The following is a 25,310-nucleotide window of genomic DNA, read 5'->3' as shown; positions in this document are numbered from 1 at the left end:
TAATAACAATCATGCAACAAGATCAAGATAATTTTAGAGACCGCATAGGAACCATGGATGACGATGGTAAACGCGCTTGGGTTTACCCTAAAAAACCTTCTGGTAAATTCTATGATTATAGGAAATGGGTTAGCTATTTTTTATTAACTTTCTTACTCTTATCGCCATTTATTAAAATTAATGGAAATCAGTTTTTGATGTTCAACGTCTTAGAGCGTAGGTTCAATATATTTGGATTTCCATTTTGGCCACAAGACTTTTACTTGTTTGTTATTTCCATGATTATCTTAGTGGTTTTTATAGCTCTTTTTACAGTTGCTTTTGGAAGGATATTTTGTGGATGGATTTGTCCGCAAACTATCTTTATGGAAATGGTATTTAGAAGAATTGAATATGCTATTGAAGGGGATAGAAATAAACAACGCAAGTTGGATAAAATGGAATGGAATAAAGAAAAAATCACTAAAAGAAGTATTAAGTGGTTTATTTTTGCTTTAATTTCATTTATTATTTCAAATGTTTTTTTAGCTTACTTAATTGGTAGTGATCGACTTATAGAAAACATTACTTCCAAGCCTTCAGAGAATTTAGGTACGTTTATTCCGCTGGTAATTTTCACAGGTGTTTTTTATTTTGTTTTTGCTTGGTTTAGAGAGCAAGTTTGTATTATAGCTTGTCCTTACGGAAGAATGCAAAGTGTTTTACTTGACGAAAAATCGGTTGTTGTAGCTTATGACCACGTTAGGGGTGAAGCAGAAAATGGAAGAAAGAAATTTAGAAAAAATGAAGACCGTGAAGCCTTAGGCCATGGAGATTGTATTGATTGTTTTCAATGTGTTCATGTTTGTCCAACGGGTATTGATATTCGTAATGGAACACAATTAGAATGTGTAAATTGCACTGCTTGTATTGATGAATGTGACCACATAATGGAAAGTATCAATAAACCTAAAGGCTTAATTAGGTATGCTTCTGAAGATAACATTAGTAAGGGTAAAAAGTTCCAGCTAACCGCAAGAATGAAGGCTTATGCTGCTGTATTAACTATCTTAACAGGGATATTGGTGGGCTTGTTGTTCATTAGAAGTGATGTTGAAGCTAGAATTTTAAGACTTCCTGGTAATTTATACGAAACTATGAATGACGGCGCGTTAAGGAATGTATATACCTATAAATTGGTTAATAAAACAACACGTCAAATAGACTCTTTAAATTTTCGATTAATTTCTCATACTGGAGAAGTGAAATTAGTTAAAAATGATTATGAAAGTGTTCCAGAGCAGGGCATGAGCGAAGGTAGTTTGTTTATTAATGTTCACCCTCATGAGTTAGAGGGAAATAAAACAAAGCTTAAAATAGGAATATATAATAGAGATGAATTAATTGAAACAACTACAGCTAATTTTATGGGACCTAGGAGCTTTAATTAATGCTTTTTATTCAAACTTACTTTTGTGAAATTGTAGATTTTAAGTAAAACAATTATTTACTCTAGGTTAAAATAGTTAATTCTTTATCAATTCACTTAGTGTCTTTGAGAAATAGTCCAATCTTTGTTTGAAAATAAAAAAGTTATGATGATTAAAAATGTACTATCAAGTTTGCTAATTGTATTAGTAGTTAGTTTTGGTTTCAGCCAAAACAAAAATATTGTTGAAACAGTAATGGCTTCTGAAGACCATACTACTTTAGTTACCGCTGTAAAAGCTGGTGATTTAGTTGAAACACTTCAAGCTGAAGGGCCTTTTACGGTATTTGCTCCAACAAATGCTGCTTTTGAAGCTTTACCAGCGGGTACAGTTGATTACCTTTTAAAGCCCGATAACAAATATAAGCTTCAAATGGTTTTAAATTTCCATGTTATTGCTGGAAAACTAAATGCTAAAGATGTTGTTAAAGCCATTAAAGATGGGGGCGGTTCTGCTTCTGTTGAAACTGTTGGTGGAGAATCTTTAAATTTTTCCTTAGAAGGAGATTTAGTTAAGATAGCAGATGCAAAAGGAAATGTGGCTACTGTAGTAGCTGCCAACTTAAACGCAACTAATGGTGTTATACATGTTATAGACACGGTCTTATTACCTTAGTAATTTGTTTTATTGAATTAAAAAATCCCGAGTAACTAATTATTACTCGGGATTTTTTTATATTGATTTGTAATTAAAATTACTTGATTTCAACTAATTCTAAATCAAATACTAAATCATGTCCTGCTAATGGGTGATTGGCATCAACAATAATATGGTCATCGTTTACTGCTGCCACTCTCAATTGTCTTTCAGAACCATCAGGGTTTTTAGAAACTAAGCCCATTCCAACTTCCGGCTTAATTTCTTCAGGTAATTGAGCTTTATCAACTTTTTGAAATAAATCATCTAATTTTTCTCCATAAGCTTCATCTTTAGGAATGCTTACCGTCTTTTTTTCGCTAACTTTCATGTCGATAACCGCTTTTTCAAAGCCTGGAATTAACATTCCTTCACCTAAGGTAAATTCTAATGGCTCACGCTCAAGTGAACTATCAAAAACTTGCCCGTCTGAAAGTTTTCCCGTGTAATGTACTTTAACTGTGTCTTTTTCTTTAACTTGACTCATAAATTAATTTTTCAATGTTTAAAATATTCAGTTATTACTGAAATTCCTTGCAAAACTACAGTTTAAATATTGAAAACCAAGCTATTATTTATTTTATTGAAATCCTTTAAGAAAACTTAACAAAACCTATTGCTTTTTTCGTATTTTCTCAAGATTTAATTATTATACTTAAAAAAACATCAAGCTTTTACCGAAATACTTTTGTGATTTAATTATGTTTGTATTGAATTTTGAATAGTATGAATAAAATTACTTTCTTTTTCATAACACTTCTTTGTCTTGCTCTAGAGCTGCAGGCTCAATCAACTTTTGAATTAGGCCCAACAAATGAAGCAATTGATAATTTTTTTCAAACTGAAGGAATACAAATTTCTAACTCTGTTTTAATTAGTGGAAACCGCGATGAACAGTTAGCTCTAATTAGCGATGGAGTAAATGGTGCCAACCTTTCAATTGATCAAGGAATTGCTTTTTCTACAGGGAATATTGAATTTGATCTTAGTAATAATAATTCGCAAGCAGTTACAAGCAATATACATACACCTTACTTAGATGACGATTTAAGAAACATTGATTCGTTAGCTGTTTTTGATGTGGTAATTTATCAATTTGATGTTGAAATTCAAAGTCCAACAGTTAATCAGATTAAATTTCGCTACCAATTTGGTTCAGAAGAATATCCCAATTGGGTAGGAAGTCAATTTAATGACGTCTTTGCAATTTTTGTTTCTGGCCCTGGTTTTGAGGATGCAACAAATGTAGCTACCATTCCAACTTCGGGTAATCCTACGGCAGTCAATTTTGTGAACGGTGGTGTTTTAGGTTCAAATAGCGATGGCTCTCCAGCAGATTTGTCGCAAACCAACCTGTACATCAATAATGGCCATGTAAATGATGGCTCCTCAAATACCAATCCGCAACCTGGACCATTTCCTGTTCATGCAGAATACAATGGAATTACTGAAATTATAGAATCGCAAATTTCAGGTCTTCAGTTTGGAGAAACTTATACTATTAAAATAGCCATTGCCGATGTAGCTGATGCCGCGTATGATTCTGGTGTTATCTTTGACCCTTTAATTACCGACTTTGGGGAAGCTGATTTAAGTTTTTCAAAAGATGGTGAAATCTTTGAAATGCAAAATGAAGAATACCTAACTCCAGGTGATTTACTTAAATTTGAATTTGTTTTGAGTAATTTAGGAGAACAGCTTCTTACTTCTATTGAAATTGATGATTTTAGCTTTCCTGAAGAATTACAAATACCACCTCTTGAAAATACTAGCTTGTTGTCTGGCGAATCGCTTACGGTTGAAGCTTTTTATGCCATCACTCAAGAAGATATTAATACTGGAGTTGTTTATAATCAAGCTGAAGCCACTGCAATTACAGAATCTTCTCAAAGCTTAAATGTGCTTTCAGTTGATCCCACGCCAATTCCACAGAATAATCCGTTTTATTTGCAAAGTTGCCCCGAATGTACGGCTGTTATTTTACCCCAAAATCCAGCCATATCTCTTATAAAATCGGCTCGAGTTAATCCTGATATTCCCTATGCTCCTGAACTAAATGAAGTTTTAGTTTATGATTTTGAGGTGAAAAACACTGGAAATGTAGATTTATACGACTTAGAATTAAACGATGAATTAGACTTTATTGAAATTTATGGTGAAATTGATTTTCTTCAAGTTGGGCAAACTGATACCGCTTCTTTTTTTGCTAATTACCCCATTCAACAAATTGACCTAGACCGTGGTGAAGTAATTAATCAAGCACAAATTTTTGCTTTTTCACCCCTAGATATTCAAGTAAGCGATGCTTCGGATTTTGATAATTTTTTTGATGACCGACCCACACGCGTTGAGTTTTCTGAGTGTAATTTAGAAGTGTTTAACGCCATTACTCCTAATAATGATGGAATAAACGATGTTTTTAAAATACAAGGAATTGAGTGTTTTCCAGAAAATAGATTGCAGATTTTTAACCGTTATGGAGTGAAGATTTATGATGAAAAAAACTACGATAATCAACAGGTAGTTTTTGATGGAAAATCAACCGGGCGAGCAACTATTGGAAAGGACTCTAGGTTACCTTCAGGAGTTTATTTTTATATTTTAGAATATTTGGATAGAGAAGGTGCAAAACAAAAAAAACAAGGCGACTTGTACATTAACACAGGAAATTGATTGAAGTTATACCGTATATAAAGAATTTTAAATCAACACAAATTTTGTGTTTAGTTTTACTGTTGTTTGGTTTCAATTTAAAGTTATCGGCACAACAACAGCCACAATATACGCAATACATGTACAATACCATGAGTATAAATCCAGCTTATGCTGGTTCTCGTGGAATGTTAAGTGCTTTTGCTTTACATCGAAATCAATGGGTGGGAATGAGTAATGCTCCGGTAACTAATAATTTTGCAATTCATACACCTTTAAAGGAGTCAAAATTAGGTCTTGGGTTGAGTGTAGTAAATGATAGAATTGGCCCTATAGATGAAAATTTAATTTCAGTAGATTTGTCATATTCACTTCAGTTAAACCAAGATTATCAGCTTTCTATGGGGGTAAAGACTACCGCTCAATTATTCAGCTTAAGTCCCGGTAGGTTAAATCCTGAAATCCCTGCCGATCCATTATTGCAGCCTGTAAATAGTGAGTTTAGTGCTAATCTTGGTGCAGGTTTATATTTGCATTCAGAAAAAGCTTACATTGGTCTATCGGTTCCTATGTTTTTTGACCGTCAACTTTTAAGCAATGACGAATCGCTAGCTGTGCGGCCAGAACGAATGACTTTCTACGCCATTGGAGGTTATGTTTTTGAGTTGTCTCCTGCGCTAGATTTTAAACCTGCTATAATGACAAAAATTCAAGAAGGAGCGCCAATACAAGTAGATGTTTCAGCTAATTTTAGATTGTTTGATGAGTTTGTTCTAGGAACCGCCTACCGTTGGAGTGCTGCTTTTTCAGCTTTAGCTGGCTGGCAGATTAATGATCGTTTTTTTGTTGGTTATGCTTACGACATCGAAACTACGCCATTAAAAAAGTATAACTCAGGAAGTCATGAACTTTTTATTAGATTTGAATTATTAAATAAAGAAGGAAAAATTATATCACCCCGGTTTTTTTAAATGAAAAAAAGTTTCAACATATTGGTCTTAATTTTACTTCTTTTTTCTGTACAAGTTAAAGCGCAGAAAGTAATGGAGAAAAAGGCTTTTGACCATTATGAAGCACTTGAATTTGCAGATGCTACTGAAGTTTTTGAAAAGCTAATCCACAAAGGAAAAGTACCATTAAATTGGCTCAAAACAAATGCAGAAGCTTATTATAAGCAAGCCGAATACAAAAAAGCATTTCCTTATTACCGAAGGGTTTTTAGACGTAAAGATAAGATAGAATTAACCAAAGAAGATTATTTTAGGTACGCGCATACCTTAAAATCTGTAAAACGCTATACCGAAGCAGAAAAATTACTCAACGAATTTCACCTTTTAGATCAATCTGATTCACGAGGCATACGAGCCATAGAACAAAAAGATTATCAACAAATTATAGAAGCTAATTCCGGTTTATTTGAGGTAGGCTTTGTAAGGGTAAATTCAACGGAGTCAGATTATGGACCGGCTTATTATAAAGACCAGGTTGTTTTTACTTCAGCTAGAGATACGGGTTGGTATAAAAAACGAATTCATAAGTGGAATAATCGGCCTTTTACCAAGTTTTATGTAGCCGATATAGAAGGCCGAAATAAACGTCTTAAAAATCCGCGTCTTTTTGCTGAAGAATTAGTGTCTTCTTATCATGAATCTACTCCAGCCTTTACTAAAGACGGAAAAACTATGTATTTCACAAGAAACAATTACCACAATAAGTTGGTGGGAAGAAATAAAGAAGGTGTTGTTTTGTTGAAAGTTTTTAAAGCTGAATTAATTAATAATCAATGGGCAAATATAGAAGAACTTACTATCAATTCAGACGAATTTAGCACCGCTCACCCAGCACTTTCTCCAAATGAAAAATTCTTGTATTTTGCATCGAATCGGCCTGGTGGTTTTGGAAAATCTGATTTATATAAGGTCGAAATTTTAGAAGATGGAAATTTAGGAGAACCAGAAAATTTAGGTCCAGAAATTAATACCGAAGGAAGAGAAAGTTTTCCTTTTATAGCATTTGATGAAATCTTATATTTTTCTTCAGATGGTCATCCTGGTCTTGGTGGATTAGATTTGTTTGCCGCTAAAAAATCTGAACAAGGAATCTTTCAGCTAATGAATTTAGGAAAGCCACTAAATAGTCAACTAGATGATTTTGCCTTAATTTTAGATGAGAATCGCACAGGTTTTTTTACATCAAATCGTGCTAAAGGAAAATATAAAAGCGATAATATATACCGAATTAAACTAAGAGAGAAAATTCAATTTGGGTGTAGAAAAAACCTGAGAGTAAAAGTAGTTGACCGCCAAACTGAAGAAATTCTACCTAACACAAGAGTTTTAGTTTTTGATGCGAATAAAAAACAACTTGAGGTAGGTAAAACCAATTCAAAAGGTGAATATTTCTTAGAAACAGCTTCTTGTGGAGACCAATTTTATGTTCGTGCTATTCATCCTGATTATGAAGTTAAAGAACAATCAATAGCTCTAAAAAATGAATCTGGTTTAGAAACATTACGAATGCCATTAGACCAACGAAAGAAAAATATTAAGGAGGGTGAAGATTTAGCTAAAATTCTAAAAATTAAAGAAATATATTTCGATTTAGACCAGTGGGATATTCGTCCAGATGCTGAGATTGAGCTTCAAAAAGTAGTTGATATAATGAATAAATACCCAGATATTAAAATTGAAATTGGCTCACATACCGATTCACGGGCTTCTAAAGCGTATAATGAAACACTTTCTGAAAATAGAGCTCAATCTACACGCCAGTGGATTGTCAATCAGGGCATTAATCCTGAACGAATCACCGCTAAAGGTTATGGCGAGTATCAATTAATAAATCATTGTCAAGATGACGTGCCTTGCTCAGAAGAAGAGCATCAAGAAAATCGTCGTAGTGAATTTATAATAATTGGAATGCACTAATAATTTCAATTTAAAAAGACGGCTAAAAATTTTTATAAATACCTAAGACTTTACTTCTCTTTTCAGTTGTATTTAAAAACAGTCTTGTAGGCATTTACTCTATTTTTTTTTATTCACAACCATTTTCTAAAAGTTCTACCTCAATCTTGGTTTTCTTTATTGTAGAAACTAGTTTTAATTTTTCATTTTCATAAAGTTTTCCTAGGTTTTCTACCTTAACTTTTTCATTTTTATTAGGCTTGTAATTTCTATAATCAGCAAATTGAATATGATTTACTTCCTTAAAGTTTACAGCTTCTCTAAACCTTACGCCACCTCCATTTATTAAAAAAGAATAGGCTAGATAATCGACTTTAAAACTTGTTTTATTAATCCAGTAGATGTAAGTGTCTTCAAAATCTTCTCCGCCTCCTTCTTCTTCAAAACTAACTTTAATTTTATGGTAGTCTTTTCCTTTAATGTTTTCTGTACCTATTAGTTTTTTTTGGGTGGCTTTATCATTTAATCGGTAGGGAAGTTGAACAAAATAAAAAACAGAGTTGATCGACTCTGCATATAAATTAGCTAAACTATCTACCAAAGTAACTTGCTGATGGTTTACTTTTCTACGTAATCTCTTTTGATTAAATTCATCCTCAATAAACGCACTGTCTTTTGAAAATTCTCTTTTAAACACAAACTTCCCACACTTTCCATGACTTGTATAGGTAATACCTCTAAAATCGAATTTTACTCTAGCGTTGGCAAAATGATGAGTGCCTGATTGAAAAATGGCTTCATCTATAATAGAGTTAACATTCAGGTTTTCAGAATTTTCACAAGAGGCTAAACCGATTAAAATAAAAGTGATGAATAATAGTTGTTTAATCATAGCTATATTTGAATTCATTTCTCAAAAGTACTAAGTAATAAATTAAGTGCTATGCATTTCTTCCTTAATTTGTTTGAAGAGCTTTCTTTATTAAATAATAAAACCGATGTATCTAATTTAAGCACTTGCCTAGATACATCGGTTTTTTGCCATTTGTATGAAACTATTTTTTAAAGCAAGCTTTTAACTTGTCTAAAGTGTATTGATTTAATTCAGTTTCATTCATTATTAAACGCTCTTCTGGATCACCACCTCCCATGTCGCTTAAGTCTATAAACACAAAATCACCATCAAAAGTGCCTGTATAACTTTCAGTTTCATTAAAGACAAGTGCTAACTCATAACTTGCACTTCCTTCCATTTCTGAGGTGATTAGGACTTCTTCGTAATTAATGTTGTAATTACCTTGTTCAAAATGGTTTGTATAATCAGTTTCTTCTCCACCGTTTTCTTTCAATAAAAATGAATTTACCAGCTCTTCCGTTTCAATAGACTCTCCAGGTAAGTAGGGAATACCATTTTCATCTTCTTGGGTAACTATAATGAAACCAAGCAAGTCTTCAGATTGTTCTGGTGCATTTTGATTTTCAAGAATACTTTGGCCATCGTAAGCTAGAATTATATACACATAACCATCAATGCTTATTTCCTCATCGTCTTCATTTAAATAGCCTTGATAAACGACTAATGTTTGATCAAAATTATGTGTTCTAAAATCAGTAGGTTCTGTTACTGTAAAGTTGAAAGAATTGCTAGTTAAATCTTCTAACGAAGCGGTGGCAGTATAGTTTCCGGTTTCGTTTGATGTAAAAAGATTAGTTTCAATAGGAGCATCGTTTACATTTATCGTAGCTTCATTTGTTCTATCTTCATCTAAGTCATCTATAACGGTAAAAGTAATGTCTTGTCCTACCTCAATTTCTTCGGCAGAACCTGTTATCATAAGACTTGATGCAACAGGATTTGGGTCGGGATCAGGATTTTGATTAGCCTCATCATCATCGCTACTACAGCCAGCTAAAAAGAGGATACTTAATAAACTAAGTGTACACAAATATTTTTTCATTTTTGAAATTTTTAATTTGGAAACCAAAATACTTAAATTTCATTTAATTTCAAACTCATAAATTGAGTTATTTAGGATTTTTTTGATTTAATCATAGCTTCTAACATATCCCACATTTCGGGAGTTACCATTTCTAAAAGATTAAATTGACCAGCTCCTTTTAGCCATTCGCCACCGTCTATGGTAACCACCTCCCCATTTAAATAATGGGCAAAATCGGAGATTAAATAAGCGGCTAGATTAGCAAGTTCCTGGTGATCTCCTACACGTTTTAAAGGTACTTTTTTAGCTAAATCAAATTTGTCTTTTAAATCGCCTGGAAGCAGTCTGTCCCAAGCCCCTTTAGTTGGAAAAGGACCGGGAGCAATGGCATTGAAGCGGATACCATATTTAGCCCACTCTACGGCTAAGGACCTAGTCATCGCTAATACACCAGCCTTAGCTGTTGCGCTAGGAACAACGTAGGCAGAGCCTGTCCAAGCATAGGTAGTTACAATATTTAAAACAGTTTTGTTTTTTTGTTTTTCGTTGATCCAATATTTACCAAGAGCTAAGGTGCAGTTTTTGCTCCCCTTTAAAACAATATCTATGATGGTATCAAACGCGTTTGATGATAAGCGCTCTGTGGGTGAGATGAAATTACCAGCGGCATTATTTAAAAGAATATCTACCTCTCCTAAATGTTTATGAGATTCTTTAATCATCTTCTCTACTTCCTCATAATTTCTAACATCACATGGTACAGCAAAGCATTTACTACCTGTTGCTTCAGTAAGTTCTTGAGCTGTTTTTTCTAGTTTTTCTAAATTTCTTGAAGTAATGACAACTTCGGCACCTAGTTCTAGAAAGTATTTTGTCATCGATTTTCCTAAACCACTTCCACCTCCAGTAACAATTATTTTTTTTGTTCTTAAGGCATCATCTCTTAGCATCTTGTCTGTATAATTCATGATATGTGTTTTTTTAGTTTCGAGCAATTTATGAAAATAGAAGTAAAATATAGCAGGTTTGACTTATTATTATGCGTGCATAGCTTGATGTAATGTTTATCAATTTTATTTTTTGTTTTTAGCACGTAAGAAAATAAATTTATACGATTTATCTGAGTTTTGAATTTATTGTTTTGTTAAACACAGTTTGCTTTTGTTCAGGTTAATTTAAGTTCGCAATTCATGGCATTTAAACTTATGATTCATTACAATAAATCATTCAAAAAAATATTCTTCGCCGTATTTTGGGCTGGCATAATTTTACTTTCTTCTTGCCCAACAAGAAAGGCATTAGATGCATTTTGGGAGATTCCTTTTCAAAAGACACTAAATGTTTCAAAAGCTAGCCTAGCTTACTCTTCATGTTCAGAAATTTCTAAAACTTTTCCTTTTCAGGAAGTTGTTGAGGTTCAGTCTGATAAAGATGTAGAAGAAAAATTTCAGCAAAACACCTTAAATTTTATAGCTCACCAATTTTTAGAAGAAAATTTTATCCGCCTATTTAACAAAGGTTCAATAAAAATTAATTCACCTCCTTTTTATATTTGTTACCAACGACTTAAAATTCCCGCATAATTGATTTGATTTTCAGCTGACAACAAGCACAAACAAGCTTAGTTGTTTTATTATTTATCAATCAAACTTTTAAAATTTACAATTATGCAATTACCTTATATAAAAAAATCAGATATTGATACTTCGGCTTTATTCACGCTAAGTTTTCGATTAGTTATAGGATGGACTTATTTTTCAGCCTTATGGCGCAGAATGATTCTAGCCGATAAATTAGACCCTGAGTTAGCTGGTTACGTAGGACATAAATTCAATCATTTTTTACCCAACGCATTAGGGATTCAATGGTTTATAGAATATTTACTGTTTAATCCAGAAATTCTTTGGTGGGTAATGTTTGTATTTACTATTGTGGAAGGAGTTTTTGGCCTATTTTTAATGCTTGGCCTATTTACAAGGCTAAGTAGTTTTGTGGTTATTAATTTAGCCTTAGGAATTTTACTTTCGGCCGGTTGGATTGGAACTACTTGTTTGGATGAATGGCAAATAGGAATTTTAGGATTAGCAGGCGGATTAAGCCTTTTTTGGTCGGGTGGAGGCAAGGTTTCCTTAGATCATTATTTCTTTGCCAATCGATTAAATAAAAACTCGTTTTTCAATTGGATTTCTTCGGGTGTTTTAGCCTTAAATCCCAATAAAATAAGGAAGATTAGTGTAGGTTTAGCAGTTTTTGTTTTAGGTTTATCTTTGTTTACCAATCAATATTTTCACGGCGGAGTTTGGGGTGATTTACATAATAAATCTGTAAAACCTAAATTAGAATTAAGTCAGCCTAACAAAGAAAAAAACGCCTTAAGCTTTGAATTATTTAGAGTAGAAGGGGTAGATGTTTATGGTTCATTTTTAATTAAAATACAAGCATTAGATCAAAATAATCAAGAGTTAAGTACAATTAAAAATGAGGAGTTTAAAAGCGCTAATTTACTAAAAATCGATAATCATTACATTTCAAAAATCAGACCTGAAAGTCAGGCTTTGGTTATTCCTTTAGGAGGTAAAGCAGTCATTCAATGGCCACTTCCAAAAAAGATAATTCAAGCGACAGACAAAATACGATTAACCGATGTTAGTGGAATTACTTGGGAATTAAACTTTTAAGTAGAATAAGCCTAAGATAAGTTTAAAATCTATATGGCTTTTGTATTTAAAAAGGTTATTTTTGCGCAAATTAAATACAATTTAAATGTCTTCAACACAACAATTAAACGATTTTGTTTCGCAAGTTAGGCGTGACATTTTAAGACAAGTACATGCAGTTAACTCAGGACACCCCGGAGGTTCTTTAGGCTGTGCTGAATTTTTTAGCGTGCTTTATCAAGAGGTAATGAAAGCCTCTGCAAATTTTACAATGGATGGAAAGGAAGAAGATTTATTCTTTTTGTCTAATGGTCATATTTCACCAGTATTTTACAGCGTTTTAGCTAGATCGGGTTATTTTCCAGTAGAGGAGTTAAAAACCTTTAGGAAAATTAATACGCGTTTGCAAGGTCACCCCACAACTCATGAAGGTTTACCAGGAATTAGAATTGCTTCAGGTTCTCTAGGACAAGGGATGTCGGTTGCTTTAGGTGCCGCTTTAACTAAAAAGTTAAATGGAGATGAGCATTTGATTTATTCTCTTCACGGAGATGGAGAATTACAAGAAGGACAAAACTGGGAAGCTATTATGTACGCAGGTTCACACGGTGTTGATAACTTGATTGCTACCGTTGATTACAACAAAAAGCAAATTGATGGAGCAACCGATGATGTTCTTCCTTTAGGAAATTTACGCAAGAAGTTTGAAGCTTTTGATTGGGAAGTTCTAGAAGTTGAAAAAGGGAATGATATTGACGCCTTGAGGCTTGCTTTTAAAGAAGCGAAATCCAAAACAGGAAAAAATAAACCTATTGTTATTTTGATGCATACCGAAATGGGAAATGGTGTTGATTTTATGATGAATACTCATGCTTGGCATGGTAAAGCCCCGAACGATGAGCAGTTAGAAATTGCATTAGCGCAAAATCCTGAAACTTTAGGCGACTATTAATTATTCACCCCAGAAATTTAAACTGATGCAATACATAGAAATGATTTCTCTAAACAATTAGAATGATTATTAGTCTTACATCAGTTTTAAAAACTCAGTAAAAAAGATGAAAACATACGAAAATACAGGAAGTAAAGATACAAGAAGTGGTTTTGGAGCAGGGTTAACAGAGTTAGGTAAAACTAATCCTGATGTTGTTGCCCTATGTGCCGATTTAACAGGGTCACTTAAAATGGATGAATTTAAAGCCAATCATCCAGAACGATTTTTTCAAGTAGGAATTGCAGAAGCCAATATGATTGGATTAGCAGCAGGAATGACTATTGGTGGGAAGATTCCATTTACAGGAACTTTTGCTAATTTTTCTACCGGTCGCGTTTATGACCAAATTAGACAAAGTGTAGCGTATTCAGGGAAAAATGTAAAAATTTGTGCATCGCATGCAGGAATTACGCTAGGCGAAGATGGAGCTACTCACCAAATTTTAGAAGATTTAGGTTTGATGAAAATGTTGCCAGGTATGACCGTAATTAATACTTGTGATTTTAATCAAACAAAAGCAGCAACATTGGCAATAGCCGAACATAACGGACCAGTTTACTTGCGTTTTGGAAGACCAAAAGTAGCTAATTTTACGCCAGAAAATCAAACTTTTGAAATAGGAAAAGCAGTTCATTTACAGGATGGAACAGATGTTTCAATAATTGCTACAGGCCATTTGGTTTGGGAAGCTTTAGAAGCAGCCAAATCACTTCATGAAAAAGGAATTTCTGCTGAAGTAATTAATATTCATACCATTAAACCTTTAGATGAAGAAGCAATTATTAATTCAGCTAAAAAAACAGGCTGTGTAGTAACTGCTGAAGAACATAATTACTTAGGTGGTTTAGGCGAAAGTGTAGCAAGGACATTAGCTCAACACCACCCAACTCCTCAAGAGTTTGTGGCTACGCAAGATACTTTTGGTGAAAGTGGTACCCCAGCTGAGTTAATGGAAAAATATGGCTTAAATGCTAAATCAATTTTACAAAAGGTTGAAAAAGTTATGGCTAAGAAATAACAGTTTTTTTTGTCACTAACAAAAAAGCCTGAAGAACTAACTTCAGGCTTTTTTATTTATAAAAAGAATTTGCTGTTTACAAAATTTTGTATTTGCAAAAATAATGTAGATTTGTAAGAGAATAGAACAGAACAATAATACCTATGGATAGTCAAACTTCCGATGAAAAAAATCAAGACATTATAAATAATCCCAAGCTAAGTATTTTTTATGCTATTCTTCCTGTAATTTTATTGGTAGGCATGTTGGCTTACAATGTGTTTGTATTTGGTGATGAAGCGCTTGATGGATCCAATCAGTTTATCCTTTTAATGGGGGCTGCAGTAGCAGTAGTTGTTGGTTTTTTTCACAAAGTACCTTATAAAACTATGGTGGCGGAAGTTTCGCAAAATATAAAATCGACTTCCACAGCATTACTTATCTTATTAATGGTAGGAGCTTTATCTGGTACTTGGTTAATAAGTGGGGTTATTCCTACTATGATTTACTACGGCTTACAAATTTTAAATCCAAGTATTTTCTTAGTAGCTTGTGTTATTATTTGTGCTTTGCTTTCGGTTTCTATTGGTTCTAGCTGGACAACTACAGCAACGGTAGGAATTGCGTTAATTGGTATAGCACAAGCTTTGGATATTTCTTTAGGTATGACAGCTGGAGCTATTCTTTCTGGAGCTTACTTTGGTGATAAACTTTCGCCATTAAGCGACACAACTAACTTGGCTCCAGCTATGGCAGGTACCGATTTATTTACGCATATTAGGTATATGACTTGGACAACAATACCAAGTATTTTGGTTGCGCTAATTGTTTTTACAATTATTGGTTTTACGCAAACAACCGAAGGACAAACTAATCCAGCTACCATACTTAAGGCCATTGAAAGTAAATTTTACATTAGTCCAATTCTTTTTTTGATTCCCGCTTTAGTAATTTTTTTAATTGTAAAAAAAACACCACCACTCATAGCTCTACTCTTAGGAACTCTTTTTGCTGCTGTTTTTGCTTTAATTTTTCAACCGGATTTAGTTAGTTTGGCAGGTGGCGGAGAAAAGGATATAAATAGCATGTATAAAGGAATAATTAATTCTATAACTACCGATGTAGTAATTCCAACCGAACTTACAAGTTTAGAAAAGCTATTTTCTTCATCAGGAATGGCAGGTATGTTGGGTACAATTTGGCTAATTATTTGTGCAATGGTTTTTGGTGGTGTGATGGATGCTATTGGCGCATTAACCAAAATTAGCGATGCCCTCTTAAAGCTCTTTTCTTCTGTTTTTGGCTTATTTGCGAGTACTGTTGCCAGTTGTTTAGCGCTTAACATATCGGCTTCAGATCAGTATTTAGCTATTGTTGTTCCTGGTAAAATGTTTGCTAAAGCCTATGAAGAAAAAGGATTAGCTCCAGAAAACTTAAGCCGAACACTAGAAGATGCGGGAACCGTTACTTCTGTGCTTATTCCTTGGAATACTTGCGGAGCTTATCATAGTGGAGTACTAGGAGTAGGTGTTGGAGAATTCTTTTTCTATGCTATTTTTAATTATGTTTCGCCATTTATGACTTTGATTTTTGCCGCTTTTGGGATAAAAATAAAGAGGTTAGCTCAGCAAGTTAAATCATAAGCTATTCAAAACAGGTTTTGCTTGTTTTTAAAGATAGTTTTTATTTGTAAGGTTTTTAAACTAGTAAGAATTCGCAATAAAAAGAATAAGCTTTAAATCTCGTAAATAACTTTAAAGCCTTTCTAAAATTGCTAAAAAAAAAATAAATGAAAGTTGATATTTTGGCTTTTGGTGCCCATCCAGACGACATTGAATTGAGTTGTTCTGGCGTGCTTGCTAAAGAAGTAAGTAAAGGAAAAAAAATTGCTTTAGTAGATTTAACGCAAGGAGAAATGGGTACGCGAGGAAGTAAACAAATAAGAAAGCAAGAAGCCCTTAAAGCAGCAGAAATTTTAGGTGCAGAAACTCGCGTAAACCTTCAGTTTAGAGATGCTTTTGTTCAAAATGATGAACCACATCAACTAAGAATTATTGAACAGATTAGACGATTTCAACCCGAAATTGTATTTTGTAATGCTATTGAAGATCGGCATATAGATCATGCTAAAGCAAGTCAATTGGTGAGTGATGCCTGCTTTTTAAGTGGCTTAAGAAAGCTTGAAACTAGCTTTGAAAATCAAACGCAGGAAGCTTGGCGGCCTAAGTTGGTTTATCACTACATACAATGGAAAGAAATAGAACCAGATGTGGTGGTAGATGTTTCTGGATATATGGAAAAAAAATTAGCTAGTGTAAAAGCTTATGAATCGCAATTCTATTCACCTAAAAGCAATGCACCTAAGACCCCTATTTCTAGCGCAAACTTCTTAGATAGTGTCACTTATAGAGCAAGGAATTTGGGGCGACTTATCAACGTAGATTTTGCTGAAGGTTTTACTGTTGAACGCTACCCTGCAGTGGATTCAATTTTTGATTTAATTTAGTTGAAAAATTATTTTGCAATAAGAAAATAAAGGTTAAATTTGCACTCGCATTTAGTAATGCTTAAACGGTGGTTGTAGCTCAGTTGGTTAGAGCACCGGATTGTGGTTCCGGGGGTCGTGGGTTCGAATCCCATCATCCACCCTAAAACTTAAAAGGTCGTCTGCATTGATGGCCTTTTTTGTTTTCTGCAACAACTACTTTGTTACCAAATCAAGGGTCAAGTAAAAAGCTTCAGAATCAGTTTATTAAAAGCTTTATATAGAAAGTTCTAGCTTTAAGTGGCTAAAAACTTTTCACGCTCTTCAGTGGTTGGCATTGGGCAAGCTTCCATTTTCCCAAACCATTGGTACCTATTTTTAGCAATAATGTCATAAATCCAGTTTCTAAGTCCTTCAGGGAGGTGAAGAAAGATTCCAAGAACAGGCCAAATTCCAGATAATTTTTTAGAAATTTCTAAAGCTGCAGTCGATTTTAAATAATAAGCTTTCCCTGGATCAATAAGAACAATAGAATCGATTTTGCTGGTATCAATATTTCTTTCTTGCGTTAGCTTTTTTCCCAGATTAGATTGTAATGAGGCAAACCTAAATAAATCGTTCTGGTCTCTTTTTATGATAAACCTTACCGAGTCGTTACAAAAGTTACATACTCCATCAAATAATACAATTTGTTTTCCTTTAGGTAAGTCCATTAAATACCAATTTATAAATTTTGTTTTATCAATGTTTTTCATTACACTTAAACCAAGCTATCGTTTTTATTATTTAAAATATAACCTAATTTTTTCGTGTTACGCACAAAGATAAATCATTTGTTTTTTTGTTTTGTTGAAGTTGTTAAAACCTAACTTTTTTTTAGGTAAAAGTAGCTTTTATTCTTTTCAGAAACTTAGTATAAGCTTATTTCTTTTGAACTACTTCAAAAACTTTTTGTCCATCACACTTTAAGGTTTTGGAAGGGTATTTAAGCAATAACGCATAATCATGAGTAGCCATTAAGATGGTATTTCCGTTTTTGTTAATTTGTTGCAGCACTTCCATTACCTCAACAGAGGTTTGCGGGTCAAGGTTGCCTGTAGGTTCATCGGCTAATATAAGTTCAGGGTCGTTTAGTAATGCCCGCGCAATAGCTATACGCTGTTGTTCCCCACCCGAGAGTTGGTAAGGAAATTTAAAATTCTTAGTTTTCATTCCAACCTTGTTTAGTACCTCTTCAACTCTTGTTTCCATTTTAGATTTGTCCTTCCAGCCGGTGGCTTTTAATACAAAAATGAGGTTTTCTTTTACGTTTCTATCATTCAGGAGTTTGAAATCTTGAAAAACCACCCCAAGCTTTCTTCTTAGAAAAGGAATTTCTTTATTTTTTAATTTTCTTAAATCAAACTCAACAATGTTTCCTTGGCCTTCTTTAAGCGGTAAATCGCCATAAAGAGTTTTCATAAAACTACTTTTTCCTGTCCCCGTTTTCCCTATTAAATAAACGAATTCACCTTTATTAATTTGGATATTTACGTCGGATAATATTAAACTATCACGTTGATAGATTTTTGCATTGTCTAAAAAGAGGATAGGCTGTTCCATAGAAAATTTAAAATTTCGGGCTAATATAGCTAAATCTATTTAATTTTTTAAACTTAAATAATTTGATTTATTTGATTGATTGGGTTGATTTTCACTCCTTCAATAATTGGTGTTAAAAGCAGTTATCTAAAGGGCTTTTATTGTTAAAAACTAGTTGTTTTTTTATAAGTGTAATTTAAAAAAAAAATGTAAATTAGCCATTTGAACAAAATTAATTTAAAACTTAATTTATGGCAGATGGAGAACAGTTGATTCCTATCAATATTGAGGATGAAATGAAAACTGCGTACATTGATTATTCAATGTCTGTAATTGTATCAAGAGCACTTCCTGATGTGCGTGATGGCTTAAAACCTGTGCATAGGAGGGTCTTGTTTGGAATGAATGAATTAGGGGTTCTTTCAAATAAATCTCATAAAAAATCAGCAAGAATTGTAGGTGAGGTGCTTGGTAAATACCACCCACATGGAGATACTTCTGTATATGATACAATGGTGCGTATGGCTCAAGAATGGAGTATGCGTTATCAATTAGTAGATGGCCAAGGTAACTTTGGTTCGGTAGATGGTGATAGCCCCGCGGCAATGCGTTATACAGAGGCTAGAATGAAGAAAATAAGCGAGGAAATGCTCTCTGATATAGATAAAGAAACTGTTGATTACTCGCTTAATTTTGACGATACCTTAGAAGAACCCACTGTTCTTCCTACTCGTGTTCCTAATCTTTTAGTTAATGGAGCTAGCGGAATTGCCGTTGGAATGGCAACTAATATGGCACCACACAACTTAACCGAAGTGGTGAATGGAATTACCGCTTACATCAATAACCGAGCTATTGAAGTAGAGGAGTTGATGCAACACATTACGGCGCCAGATTTTCCAACAGGAGGAACTATTTACGGTTATGACGGAGTTCGTGAAGCTTACAAAACAGGTAGAGGTCGTGTAGTAATGCGTGCCAAAGCTAATTTTGAAGAAGTGAATGGAAAAGAATGCATCATAGTTACTGAAATTCCTTATCAAGTTAATAAAGCCGATATGATTAAGAAAACGGCCGACATGATTAACGATAAGAAAATTGAAGGTATTTCACTTATCCGTGATGAATCTGATAGAAACGGAATGCGAATTGTTTACTTCCTCAAAAAAGATGCTGTTCCAAATGTGGTTTTAAATACCCTTTATAAGCACACCGCATTACAATCTTCATTCAGTATCAATAATATTGCCTTGGTGAATGGGCGTCCAGAGATGCTGAACCTTAAAGATTTAATTGTTCACTTTGTTGAACATCGCCATGATGTAGTAGTTAGGAGAACTAAATACTTACTTCGCAAAGCTGAAGAACGCGCTCATATATTAGAAGGTTTAATTATTGCTTCAGATAATATAGATGAAGTCATCAAGATTATTAGAGCTTCTTCAAATGCAGATGAAGCAAGAACTAAATTAATAGAGCGTTTTGAGTTAACTGAAATTCAAGCGAAAGCTATTGTAGAAATGCGCCTTCGTCAATTAACAGGTCTTGAGCAAGATAAGCTTCGATCTGAGTATGAAGAATTGATGGAAACCATTGCCGATTTAAAAGATATCTTATCTAATGAAGACCGCAGAATGCAAATTATTTCTGATGAATTATTAGAAATTAAAGAAAAATACGGCGACGACCGCAGGTGTGAAATTGATTATTCTGGCGGTACACTTAGTATGGAAGATATGATTCCAGATGAAGCTGTTGTAATTACAATCTCGCATGCAGGTTACATTAAACGAACACCGCTTTCTGAATACAAAACCCAAAGTAGAGGAGGGGTAGGACAAAAAGCTACAACAACTAGAGATGAAGATTTTTCTGAATACCTTTTTGTAGGAACTAACCACCAATATATGTTGTTCTTTACACAAAATGGAAAATGTTTTTGGATGCGGGTGTATGAAATTCCTGAAGGAAGTAAAGCCTCTAAAGGAAGAGCTATTCAGAATTTGATTAGTATTGCCCCAGACGATAAAATTAATGCGGTTATTTGTACCCAAGATTTAAAAGACGAAGACTACGTTAATAGTAATTATGTTTTAATGGCAACTAAAAAAGGCCAAGTTAAAAAAACTTCACTAGAGCAATATTCAAGACCTAGGTCTAATGGAATTAATGCAATTACTATTAAAGAAGGAGACGAGCTGCTTACCGCTAAATTAACCACCGGAGAATCTGAAGTCATGTTAGCCTTAAAGTCTGGTAAAGCCATTCGATTTGAAGAAAGCAAAACTCGACCAATGGGAAGAGGGGCTTCAGGTGTTAGAGGAATTACTTTGGGAGGACCTTTAGACGAAGTAGTAGATTTAGTAATTATTAATGAACCTAAAGAAGAAACGGTTTTAGTGGTCTCTGAAAATGGATATGGGAAAAGAACTTATGTAGATGACCCCGAAACCGAAGAGGCTGTTTACAGAATAACTAATCGTGGTGGAAAAGGCGTAAAAACTATTTCAATTACAGAAAAAACAGGAAATCTTGTAGCTGTTAAAGCGGTAAATGATACTGATGAATTAATGATAATTAAGAAATCTGGAGTAGCTATTCGTTTATCTCTAGACCAAATTAGAACCATGGGTAGAAACACTCAAGGTGTAAGATTAGTTAATCTAAAAGATGGTGATTCTATTGCAGCCGTAGCTAAAATAGCTATTGATGAAGACCAATTAAATGATGGTAGTGAGCCCCAAGATGATGAATCTCCAGATCAACCACAAAATTCTGTTAACGATAAATAATAAAACAAGTAAATTTATATTATTACCCTAAATATTAAAACAAACAAAATGATTAATAAGAAAATGTTTTTGTTAGCTGTAATGTTTATTTCTTTTGGAATTTTTGCACAAAAGAAAGAAGTTAAAAATGCAGAGAAAGCTATAGAGAAAGAAAATTTTGATGAAGCTAAAAGTGAAATTCAATTAGCAGAACAACAATTAGACGAATTAAATACTAGATGGAAGATTCGCTTTTATATTGCAAAAGGAGAAGCTTTACGAGGAAAGAATGATGGCTTAAATACAAGCTTAGAAGATTTGATTAACTCAGGTAAAGCTTTTGAAAGTGCAAAAAAATTAGATAAAGAAGACAATGATGCTATAGAGGGACTACAGAAGACGCAAGGTGCAATGGTTGAGCAAGCTATTCAAAACCAAAATGAAGGGAAACACATGCTTGCTTCTGAGAAAATGCTAGCATCTTATGAGCTGAATAAAAATGATACGCTATATCTTTATTATGCCGCAGGTAATGCCGTTACAGCTAAAGAATATGATATCTCTTTAGATTATTATAAAGAACTACAAGACTTAGGTTTTACAGGTAAGGCTACAACTTATTTTGCAGTAAATAAAGAAACTAAGGAAAAACAGCGTTTTGAAACGAAAACTTACAGAGACTTATCTGTACAATCTGGAGATTATATAAATCCCACCGATGAAGAAACACAAAGTAAAAAAGGAGAAATAGCTAAAAACATTTCCTTAATTTATATTCAAAAAGGGGAGAAAGAAAAAGCGATTAAAGCTATAGAAAGAGCAAAAGAATCTAATCCTGATGATGTGCAACTTATGCAAGCTGAGGCAGATTTGTATTACCAATTAGATAATTTAGCTAAGTATCAGGAAATAATGAAAGAAATCACTAAATTAAGACCTGAAGATCCTATACTCTTTTTAAATCTAGGAATAACAGCTGATCAAGCTGGAGACGTTGAGGGCGCAATTGAATACTATAAAAAAGCAATTGAATTAGATGAAGATATGATTGAACCTCACTTAAATATTGCCGCTTCAATATTAAAAAAAGAAGAGCCAATTGTTAATCAAATGAATCAATTAGGAATGTCGGCTGCTGATAATAAAAAATATGAAGAATTAAAGGAGAAGCGCAAACAGTATTATATTGAAGCAAGACCTCATCTAGAAAAAGTTATAGAAATACAACCTGAAAATGTTGATGCTATAAGAACTATGATGAATATTCACTATCAATTAGGTAATGATAGTGAAGCTGAAAAACTTAGAGTACAGTTGAAAAAACTCACAGAATAGTAATAAGTAACTATTTTAGTTAGAAGTACTTGTTGATAAAAAAAGGAGCTAATAGCTCCTTTTTTTAGTTCTAAATTTGTTGATTTAGAAGACCTAATATCAGTTATTGCTAAGTACACGACAAAAAATTGATTTAGATTAATATTGTATTTGTTAGTTCCTGATAACAAGCATCTTGATAAATAATCAAAGACCATATCTAAACACTTATATTGCTCTTCTTCTGTGTTTTTTAATTTTTAAAGCCATTACTTAAGCAATAATGCTTTAATAAGCTGAAATACAGCTAGTTAACCAGATAAAAACCGATAAAAATTCAACTTATCTTACTGATATTTAGTTTGTTAAGTGATTTTTGTCGTGTACTAAAAATCACCTCATTGAGTTCAAATCGACCCCATCGGGGTCAAATGTGTATAGAAATAAAATGTAACCTTTTCCAACAACTCTGTAGGAGTCTAATAAGCCTAACCCAAATAATTTAAAAACAGCCCTGTGATAATTTGGGCTAAAGCCCCGTTTTTGAATTTGCATTTTACAAACGGGATAATCCTGTTTCTATTGAATTCATAGAAATTTTACGCCGACAATAAAAATAATTCAACAGCCTCCATAATCAAAATGGGGTGAAATTTGAATCCAATAATATGTGCGACCCCTACAGGGGCGCTTTTCAATGGGTGTTGGATATCTATAAACATTTGACTCCTCTGGAGTCGGATACATCCTAGAGTTTATAAAAAATAAAATTCAATAGCCCCCATTTTCAAATGGGGGGGGGTAAAATTAGTTGTATGATATTGGCGTTAACCAAATTTTATGGACTTATGTTTGATTTAATTTTCCTTCCCAACCCATTAATTTTCAATGCTTAAAAAATAAGTTTATATTTTTTTGTAGAAACAGTTGGAAGATGTGTAAAAAAGGTAGTATTTTTGCTGTCCCGAAAGTGGTAAAAGTTCATTGAGAAATAGCGTAAAATTAACTTAAAAATAATCTTCACAAAATTTGTTTAGGGTTTAAAAAGGTTGTAGTTTTGCACCCGCAAATAAATTGAGTAAAAGTTCTTTTAAGATTAGTTTAATTTTTTTCAAAAAAAGACTTGTTAGATTAAAAATTAGTATTACTTTTGCACCCGCTTTGAGGGCGACACGAGGTTTAGGAATTGAGAGGTTTTTAAATCAGCGAAAAGCAGGAAGTTTTTTTTAAATAGAAATCTTTCTTAGAATTTCAAACGAAGTTCATTGACATATTGAATTGACAGCACAACTTGGTAAAACAAGTTATGAATTAAAGCGTTAAGATTATTTAGCGCATGTTCCCTGAGAAGTCAACTTTCTTATTTGTTAGAATATTAAAGATTATAACAATGAAGAGTTTGATCCTGGCTCAGGATGAACGCTAGCGGCAGGCCTAACACATGCAAGTCGAGGGGTAACAGGAGAGCTTGCTCTTGCTGACGACCGGCGCACGGGTGCGTAACGCGTATACAATTTACCTTATACTAAGGGATAGCCCGAAGAAATTTGGATTAATACCTTATGGTATTTTTAGATCACCTGATTTAAGAATTAAAGATTACGGTATAAGATGAGTATGCGTCCTATTAGTTAGTAGGTGAGGTAACGGCTCACCTAGACGATGATAGGTAGGGGTCCTGAGAGGGAGGTCCCCCACACTGGTACTGAGACACGGACCAGACTCCTACGGGAGGCAGCAGTGAGGAATATTGGACAATGGAAGGAATTCTGATCCAGCCATGCCGCGTGCAGGAAGACTGCCCTATGGGTTGTAAACTGCTTTTATACAGGAAGAAAAAAGTGTACGTGTACACTATTGACGGTACTGTACGAATAAGGATCGGCTAACTCCGTGCCAGCAGCCGCGGTAATACGGAGGATCCAAGCGTTATCCGGAATCATTGGGTTTAAAGGGTCCGTAGGCGGGAGATTAAGTCAGTGGTGAAAGTTTGTGGCTCAACCATAAAATTGCCATTGATACTGGTTTTCTTGAGTTATTGTGAAGTGGTTAGAATGAGTAGTGTAGCGGTGAAATGCATAGATATTACTCAGAATACCGATTGCGAAGGCAGATCACTAACAATGAACTGACGCTGATGGACGAAAGCGTAGGTAGCGAACAGGATTAGATACCCTGGTAGTCTACGCCGTAAACGATGGTTACTAGCTGTTCGGGCAAATTGATGTCTGAGTGGCTAAGCGAAAGTGATAAGTAACCCACCTGGGGAGTACGTTCGCAAGAATGAAACTCAAAGGAATTGACGGGGGCCCGCACAAGCGGTGGAGCATGTGGTTTAATTCGATGATACGCGAGGAACCTTACCAGGGCTTAAATGCAGTTTGACAGGACTAGAGATAGTTTTTTCTTCGGACAAATTGCAAGGTGCTGCATGGTTGTCGTCAGCTCGTGCCGTGAGGTGTCAGGTTAAGTCCTATAACGAGCGCAACCCCTGTGGTTAGTTGCCAGCGAGTAATGTCGGGAACTCTAGCCAGACTGCCGGTGCAAACCGAGAGGAAGGTGGGGATGACGTCAAATCATCACGGCCCTTACGTCCTGGGCTACACACGTGCTACAATGGTGCATACAGAGAGCAGCCACTTCGCGAGGAGGAGCTAATCTACAAAGTGCATCTCAGTTCGGATTGGAGTCTGCAACTCGACTCTATGAAGCTGGAATCGCTAGTAATCGCATATCAGCCATGATGCGGTGAATACGTTCCCGGGCCTTGTACACACCGCCCGTCAAGCCATGGAAGCTGGGGGTACCTGAAGTCCGTAGCCGCAAGGAGCGGCCTAGGGTAAAACTAGTAACTGGGGCTAAGTCGTAACAAGGTAGCCGTACCGGAAGGTGCGGCTGGAATATCTCC

The 25,310-nt window shown here is 34.3% G+C and carries 19 protein-coding genes, 1 tRNA gene and 1 rRNA gene; 15 read left to right on the top strand and 6 right to left on the bottom strand.

Annotation, left to right across the window (positions count from 1 at the left end; genetic code table 11):
* Positions 1-11 precede the first annotated feature (11 nt).
* Both ccoG and G7034_RS10445 read left to right on the top strand, forming a co-directional pair.
* On the top strand, positions 12-1,430 hold the full coding sequence (gene ccoG / locus G7034_RS10450; RefSeq protein WP_166400903.1) for a cytochrome c oxidase accessory protein CcoG: 1,419 nt from the start codon (positions 12-14) through the stop codon (positions 1,428-1,430).
* A 144-nt stretch (positions 1,431-1,574) separates the two neighbouring features.
* Positions 1,575-2,084 carry a fasciclin domain-containing protein gene (locus G7034_RS10445; protein ID WP_166400902.1) on the top strand — a complete coding sequence of 170 codons (510 nt, stop codon included), beginning with the start codon at positions 1,575-1,577 and terminating at the stop codon, positions 2,082-2,084.
* Between the two features lie 79 nt (positions 2,085-2,163).
* Here G7034_RS10445 and G7034_RS10440 read toward each other — a convergent pair whose 3' ends face one another.
* A complete protein-coding gene (locus G7034_RS10440) occupies positions 2,164-2,592 on the bottom strand; it encodes an FKBP-type peptidyl-prolyl cis-trans isomerase (protein ID WP_166400901.1) in 429 nt (142 codons plus the stop codon).
* A gap of 239 nt (positions 2,593-2,831) precedes the next feature.
* Between G7034_RS10440 and G7034_RS10435 the strand changes: the two genes are divergently transcribed.
* The 3 genes from G7034_RS10435 (at position 2,832) to G7034_RS10425 (ending at position 7,684) form a co-directional block, all read left to right on the top strand.
* Positions 2,832-4,778, top strand: a complete 1,947-nt coding sequence (locus G7034_RS10435) for a choice-of-anchor L domain-containing protein (protein WP_166400900.1) — start codon at positions 2,832-2,834, stop codon at positions 4,776-4,778.
* 41 nt (positions 4,779-4,819) lie between these two features.
* Complete coding sequence (locus G7034_RS10430) at positions 4,820-5,728, top strand: PorP/SprF family type IX secretion system membrane protein (RefSeq protein WP_166400980.1); 909 nt, start codon at positions 4,820-4,822, stop codon at positions 5,726-5,728.
* 72 nt (positions 5,729-5,800) lie between these two features.
* A complete protein-coding gene (locus G7034_RS10425; protein ID WP_166400899.1) occupies positions 5,801-7,684 on the top strand; it encodes an OmpA family protein in 1,884 nt (627 codons plus the stop codon).
* 109 nt (positions 7,685-7,793) lie between these two features.
* Here G7034_RS10425 and G7034_RS10420 read toward each other — a convergent pair whose 3' ends face one another.
* From G7034_RS10420 to G7034_RS10410, 3 genes are all read right to left on the bottom strand, one after another.
* Positions 7,794-8,555, bottom strand: coding sequence for a DUF6503 family protein (locus G7034_RS10420; RefSeq protein ID WP_223177621.1), 762 nt, complete (start codon positions 8,553-8,555; stop codon positions 7,794-7,796).
* A gap of 163 nt (positions 8,556-8,718) precedes the next feature.
* Positions 8,719-9,621 (bottom strand): hypothetical protein, encoded by a 903-nt coding sequence (locus tag G7034_RS10415; RefSeq protein ID WP_166400897.1) that lies wholly within the window; start codon positions 9,619-9,621, stop codon positions 8,719-8,721.
* Positions 9,622-9,692: 71 nt separating this feature from the next.
* Positions 9,693-10,571 carry an SDR family oxidoreductase gene (locus G7034_RS10410; protein ID WP_166400896.1) on the bottom strand — a complete coding sequence of 293 codons (879 nt, stop codon included), beginning with the start codon at positions 10,569-10,571 and terminating at the stop codon, positions 9,693-9,695.
* A gap of 222 nt (positions 10,572-10,793) precedes the next feature.
* On the opposite strand from G7034_RS10410, the gene G7034_RS10405 reads away from it, so the two are divergent.
* The 7 genes from G7034_RS10405 (at position 10,794) to G7034_RS10375 (ending at position 16,899) form a co-directional block, all read left to right on the top strand.
* Positions 10,794-11,186 carry a hypothetical protein gene (locus tag G7034_RS10405; RefSeq protein ID WP_166400895.1) on the top strand — a complete coding sequence of 131 codons (393 nt, stop codon included), beginning with the start codon at positions 10,794-10,796 and terminating at the stop codon, positions 11,184-11,186.
* 84 nt (positions 11,187-11,270) lie between these two features.
* A complete protein-coding gene (locus G7034_RS10400; RefSeq protein WP_166400894.1) occupies positions 11,271-12,281 on the top strand; it encodes a TQO small subunit DoxD in 1,011 nt (336 codons plus the stop codon).
* 85 nt (positions 12,282-12,366) lie between these two features.
* Entirely contained in the window at positions 12,367-13,212 is an 846-nt protein-coding gene (locus tag G7034_RS10395; RefSeq protein ID WP_166400893.1) for a transketolase, read from the top strand.
* A gap of 106 nt (positions 13,213-13,318) precedes the next feature.
* Positions 13,319-14,272 carry a transketolase family protein gene (locus tag G7034_RS10390; protein WP_166400892.1) on the top strand — a complete coding sequence of 318 codons (954 nt, stop codon included), beginning with the start codon at positions 13,319-13,321 and terminating at the stop codon, positions 14,270-14,272.
* Positions 14,273-14,415: 143 nt separating this feature from the next.
* Positions 14,416-15,894 (top strand): Na+/H+ antiporter NhaC, encoded by a 1,479-nt coding sequence (gene nhaC, locus G7034_RS10385; RefSeq protein ID WP_166400891.1) that lies wholly within the window; start codon positions 14,416-14,418, stop codon positions 15,892-15,894.
* A 146-nt stretch (positions 15,895-16,040) separates the two neighbouring features.
* A complete protein-coding gene (bshB1, locus tag G7034_RS10380; protein WP_166400890.1) occupies positions 16,041-16,757 on the top strand; it encodes a bacillithiol biosynthesis deacetylase BshB1 in 717 nt (238 codons plus the stop codon).
* Between the two features lie 68 nt (positions 16,758-16,825).
* Positions 16,826-16,899 (top strand) — tRNA-His (locus G7034_RS10375).
* A 133-nt stretch (positions 16,900-17,032) separates the two neighbouring features.
* Here G7034_RS10375 and G7034_RS10370 read toward each other — a convergent pair.
* The gene (locus G7034_RS10370; RefSeq protein ID WP_166400889.1) at positions 17,033-17,449 is read right to left on the bottom strand and encodes a thiol-disulfide oxidoreductase DCC family protein; all 417 of its coding nucleotides are present in this window, start codon (positions 17,447-17,449) and stop codon (positions 17,033-17,035) included.
* Positions 17,450-17,657: 208 nt separating this feature from the next.
* Positions 17,658-18,338 carry a cell division ATP-binding protein FtsE gene (locus G7034_RS10365; RefSeq protein WP_166400888.1) on the bottom strand — a complete coding sequence of 227 codons (681 nt, stop codon included), beginning with the start codon at positions 18,336-18,338 and terminating at the stop codon, positions 17,658-17,660.
* Between the two features lie 230 nt (positions 18,339-18,568).
* Here G7034_RS10365 and gyrA point away from each other — a divergent pair, with 230 nt between their 5' ends.
* The 3 genes from gyrA (at position 18,569) to G7034_RS10350 (ending at position 25,310) form a co-directional block, all read left to right on the top strand.
* Entirely contained in the window at positions 18,569-21,109 is a 2,541-nt protein-coding gene (gyrA, locus tag G7034_RS10360) for a DNA gyrase subunit A (RefSeq protein WP_166400887.1), read from the top strand.
* A gap of 48 nt (positions 21,110-21,157) precedes the next feature.
* Positions 21,158-22,423 (top strand): tetratricopeptide repeat protein, encoded by a 1,266-nt coding sequence (locus G7034_RS10355; protein ID WP_246166825.1) that lies wholly within the window; start codon positions 21,158-21,160, stop codon positions 22,421-22,423.
* Positions 22,424-23,789: 1,366 nt separating this feature from the next.
* Positions 23,790-25,310, top strand: a 16S ribosomal RNA gene (locus G7034_RS10350).

Source organism: Psychroflexus maritimus (genome assembly GCF_011089875.1).
GTDB classification, from domain to species: domain Bacteria; phylum Bacteroidota; class Bacteroidia; order Flavobacteriales; family Flavobacteriaceae; genus Psychroflexus; species Psychroflexus maritimus.
The sequence above is the reverse complement of the archived record's forward strand: the minus strand, read 5'-3'. Positions and strand labels throughout refer to the sequence as shown.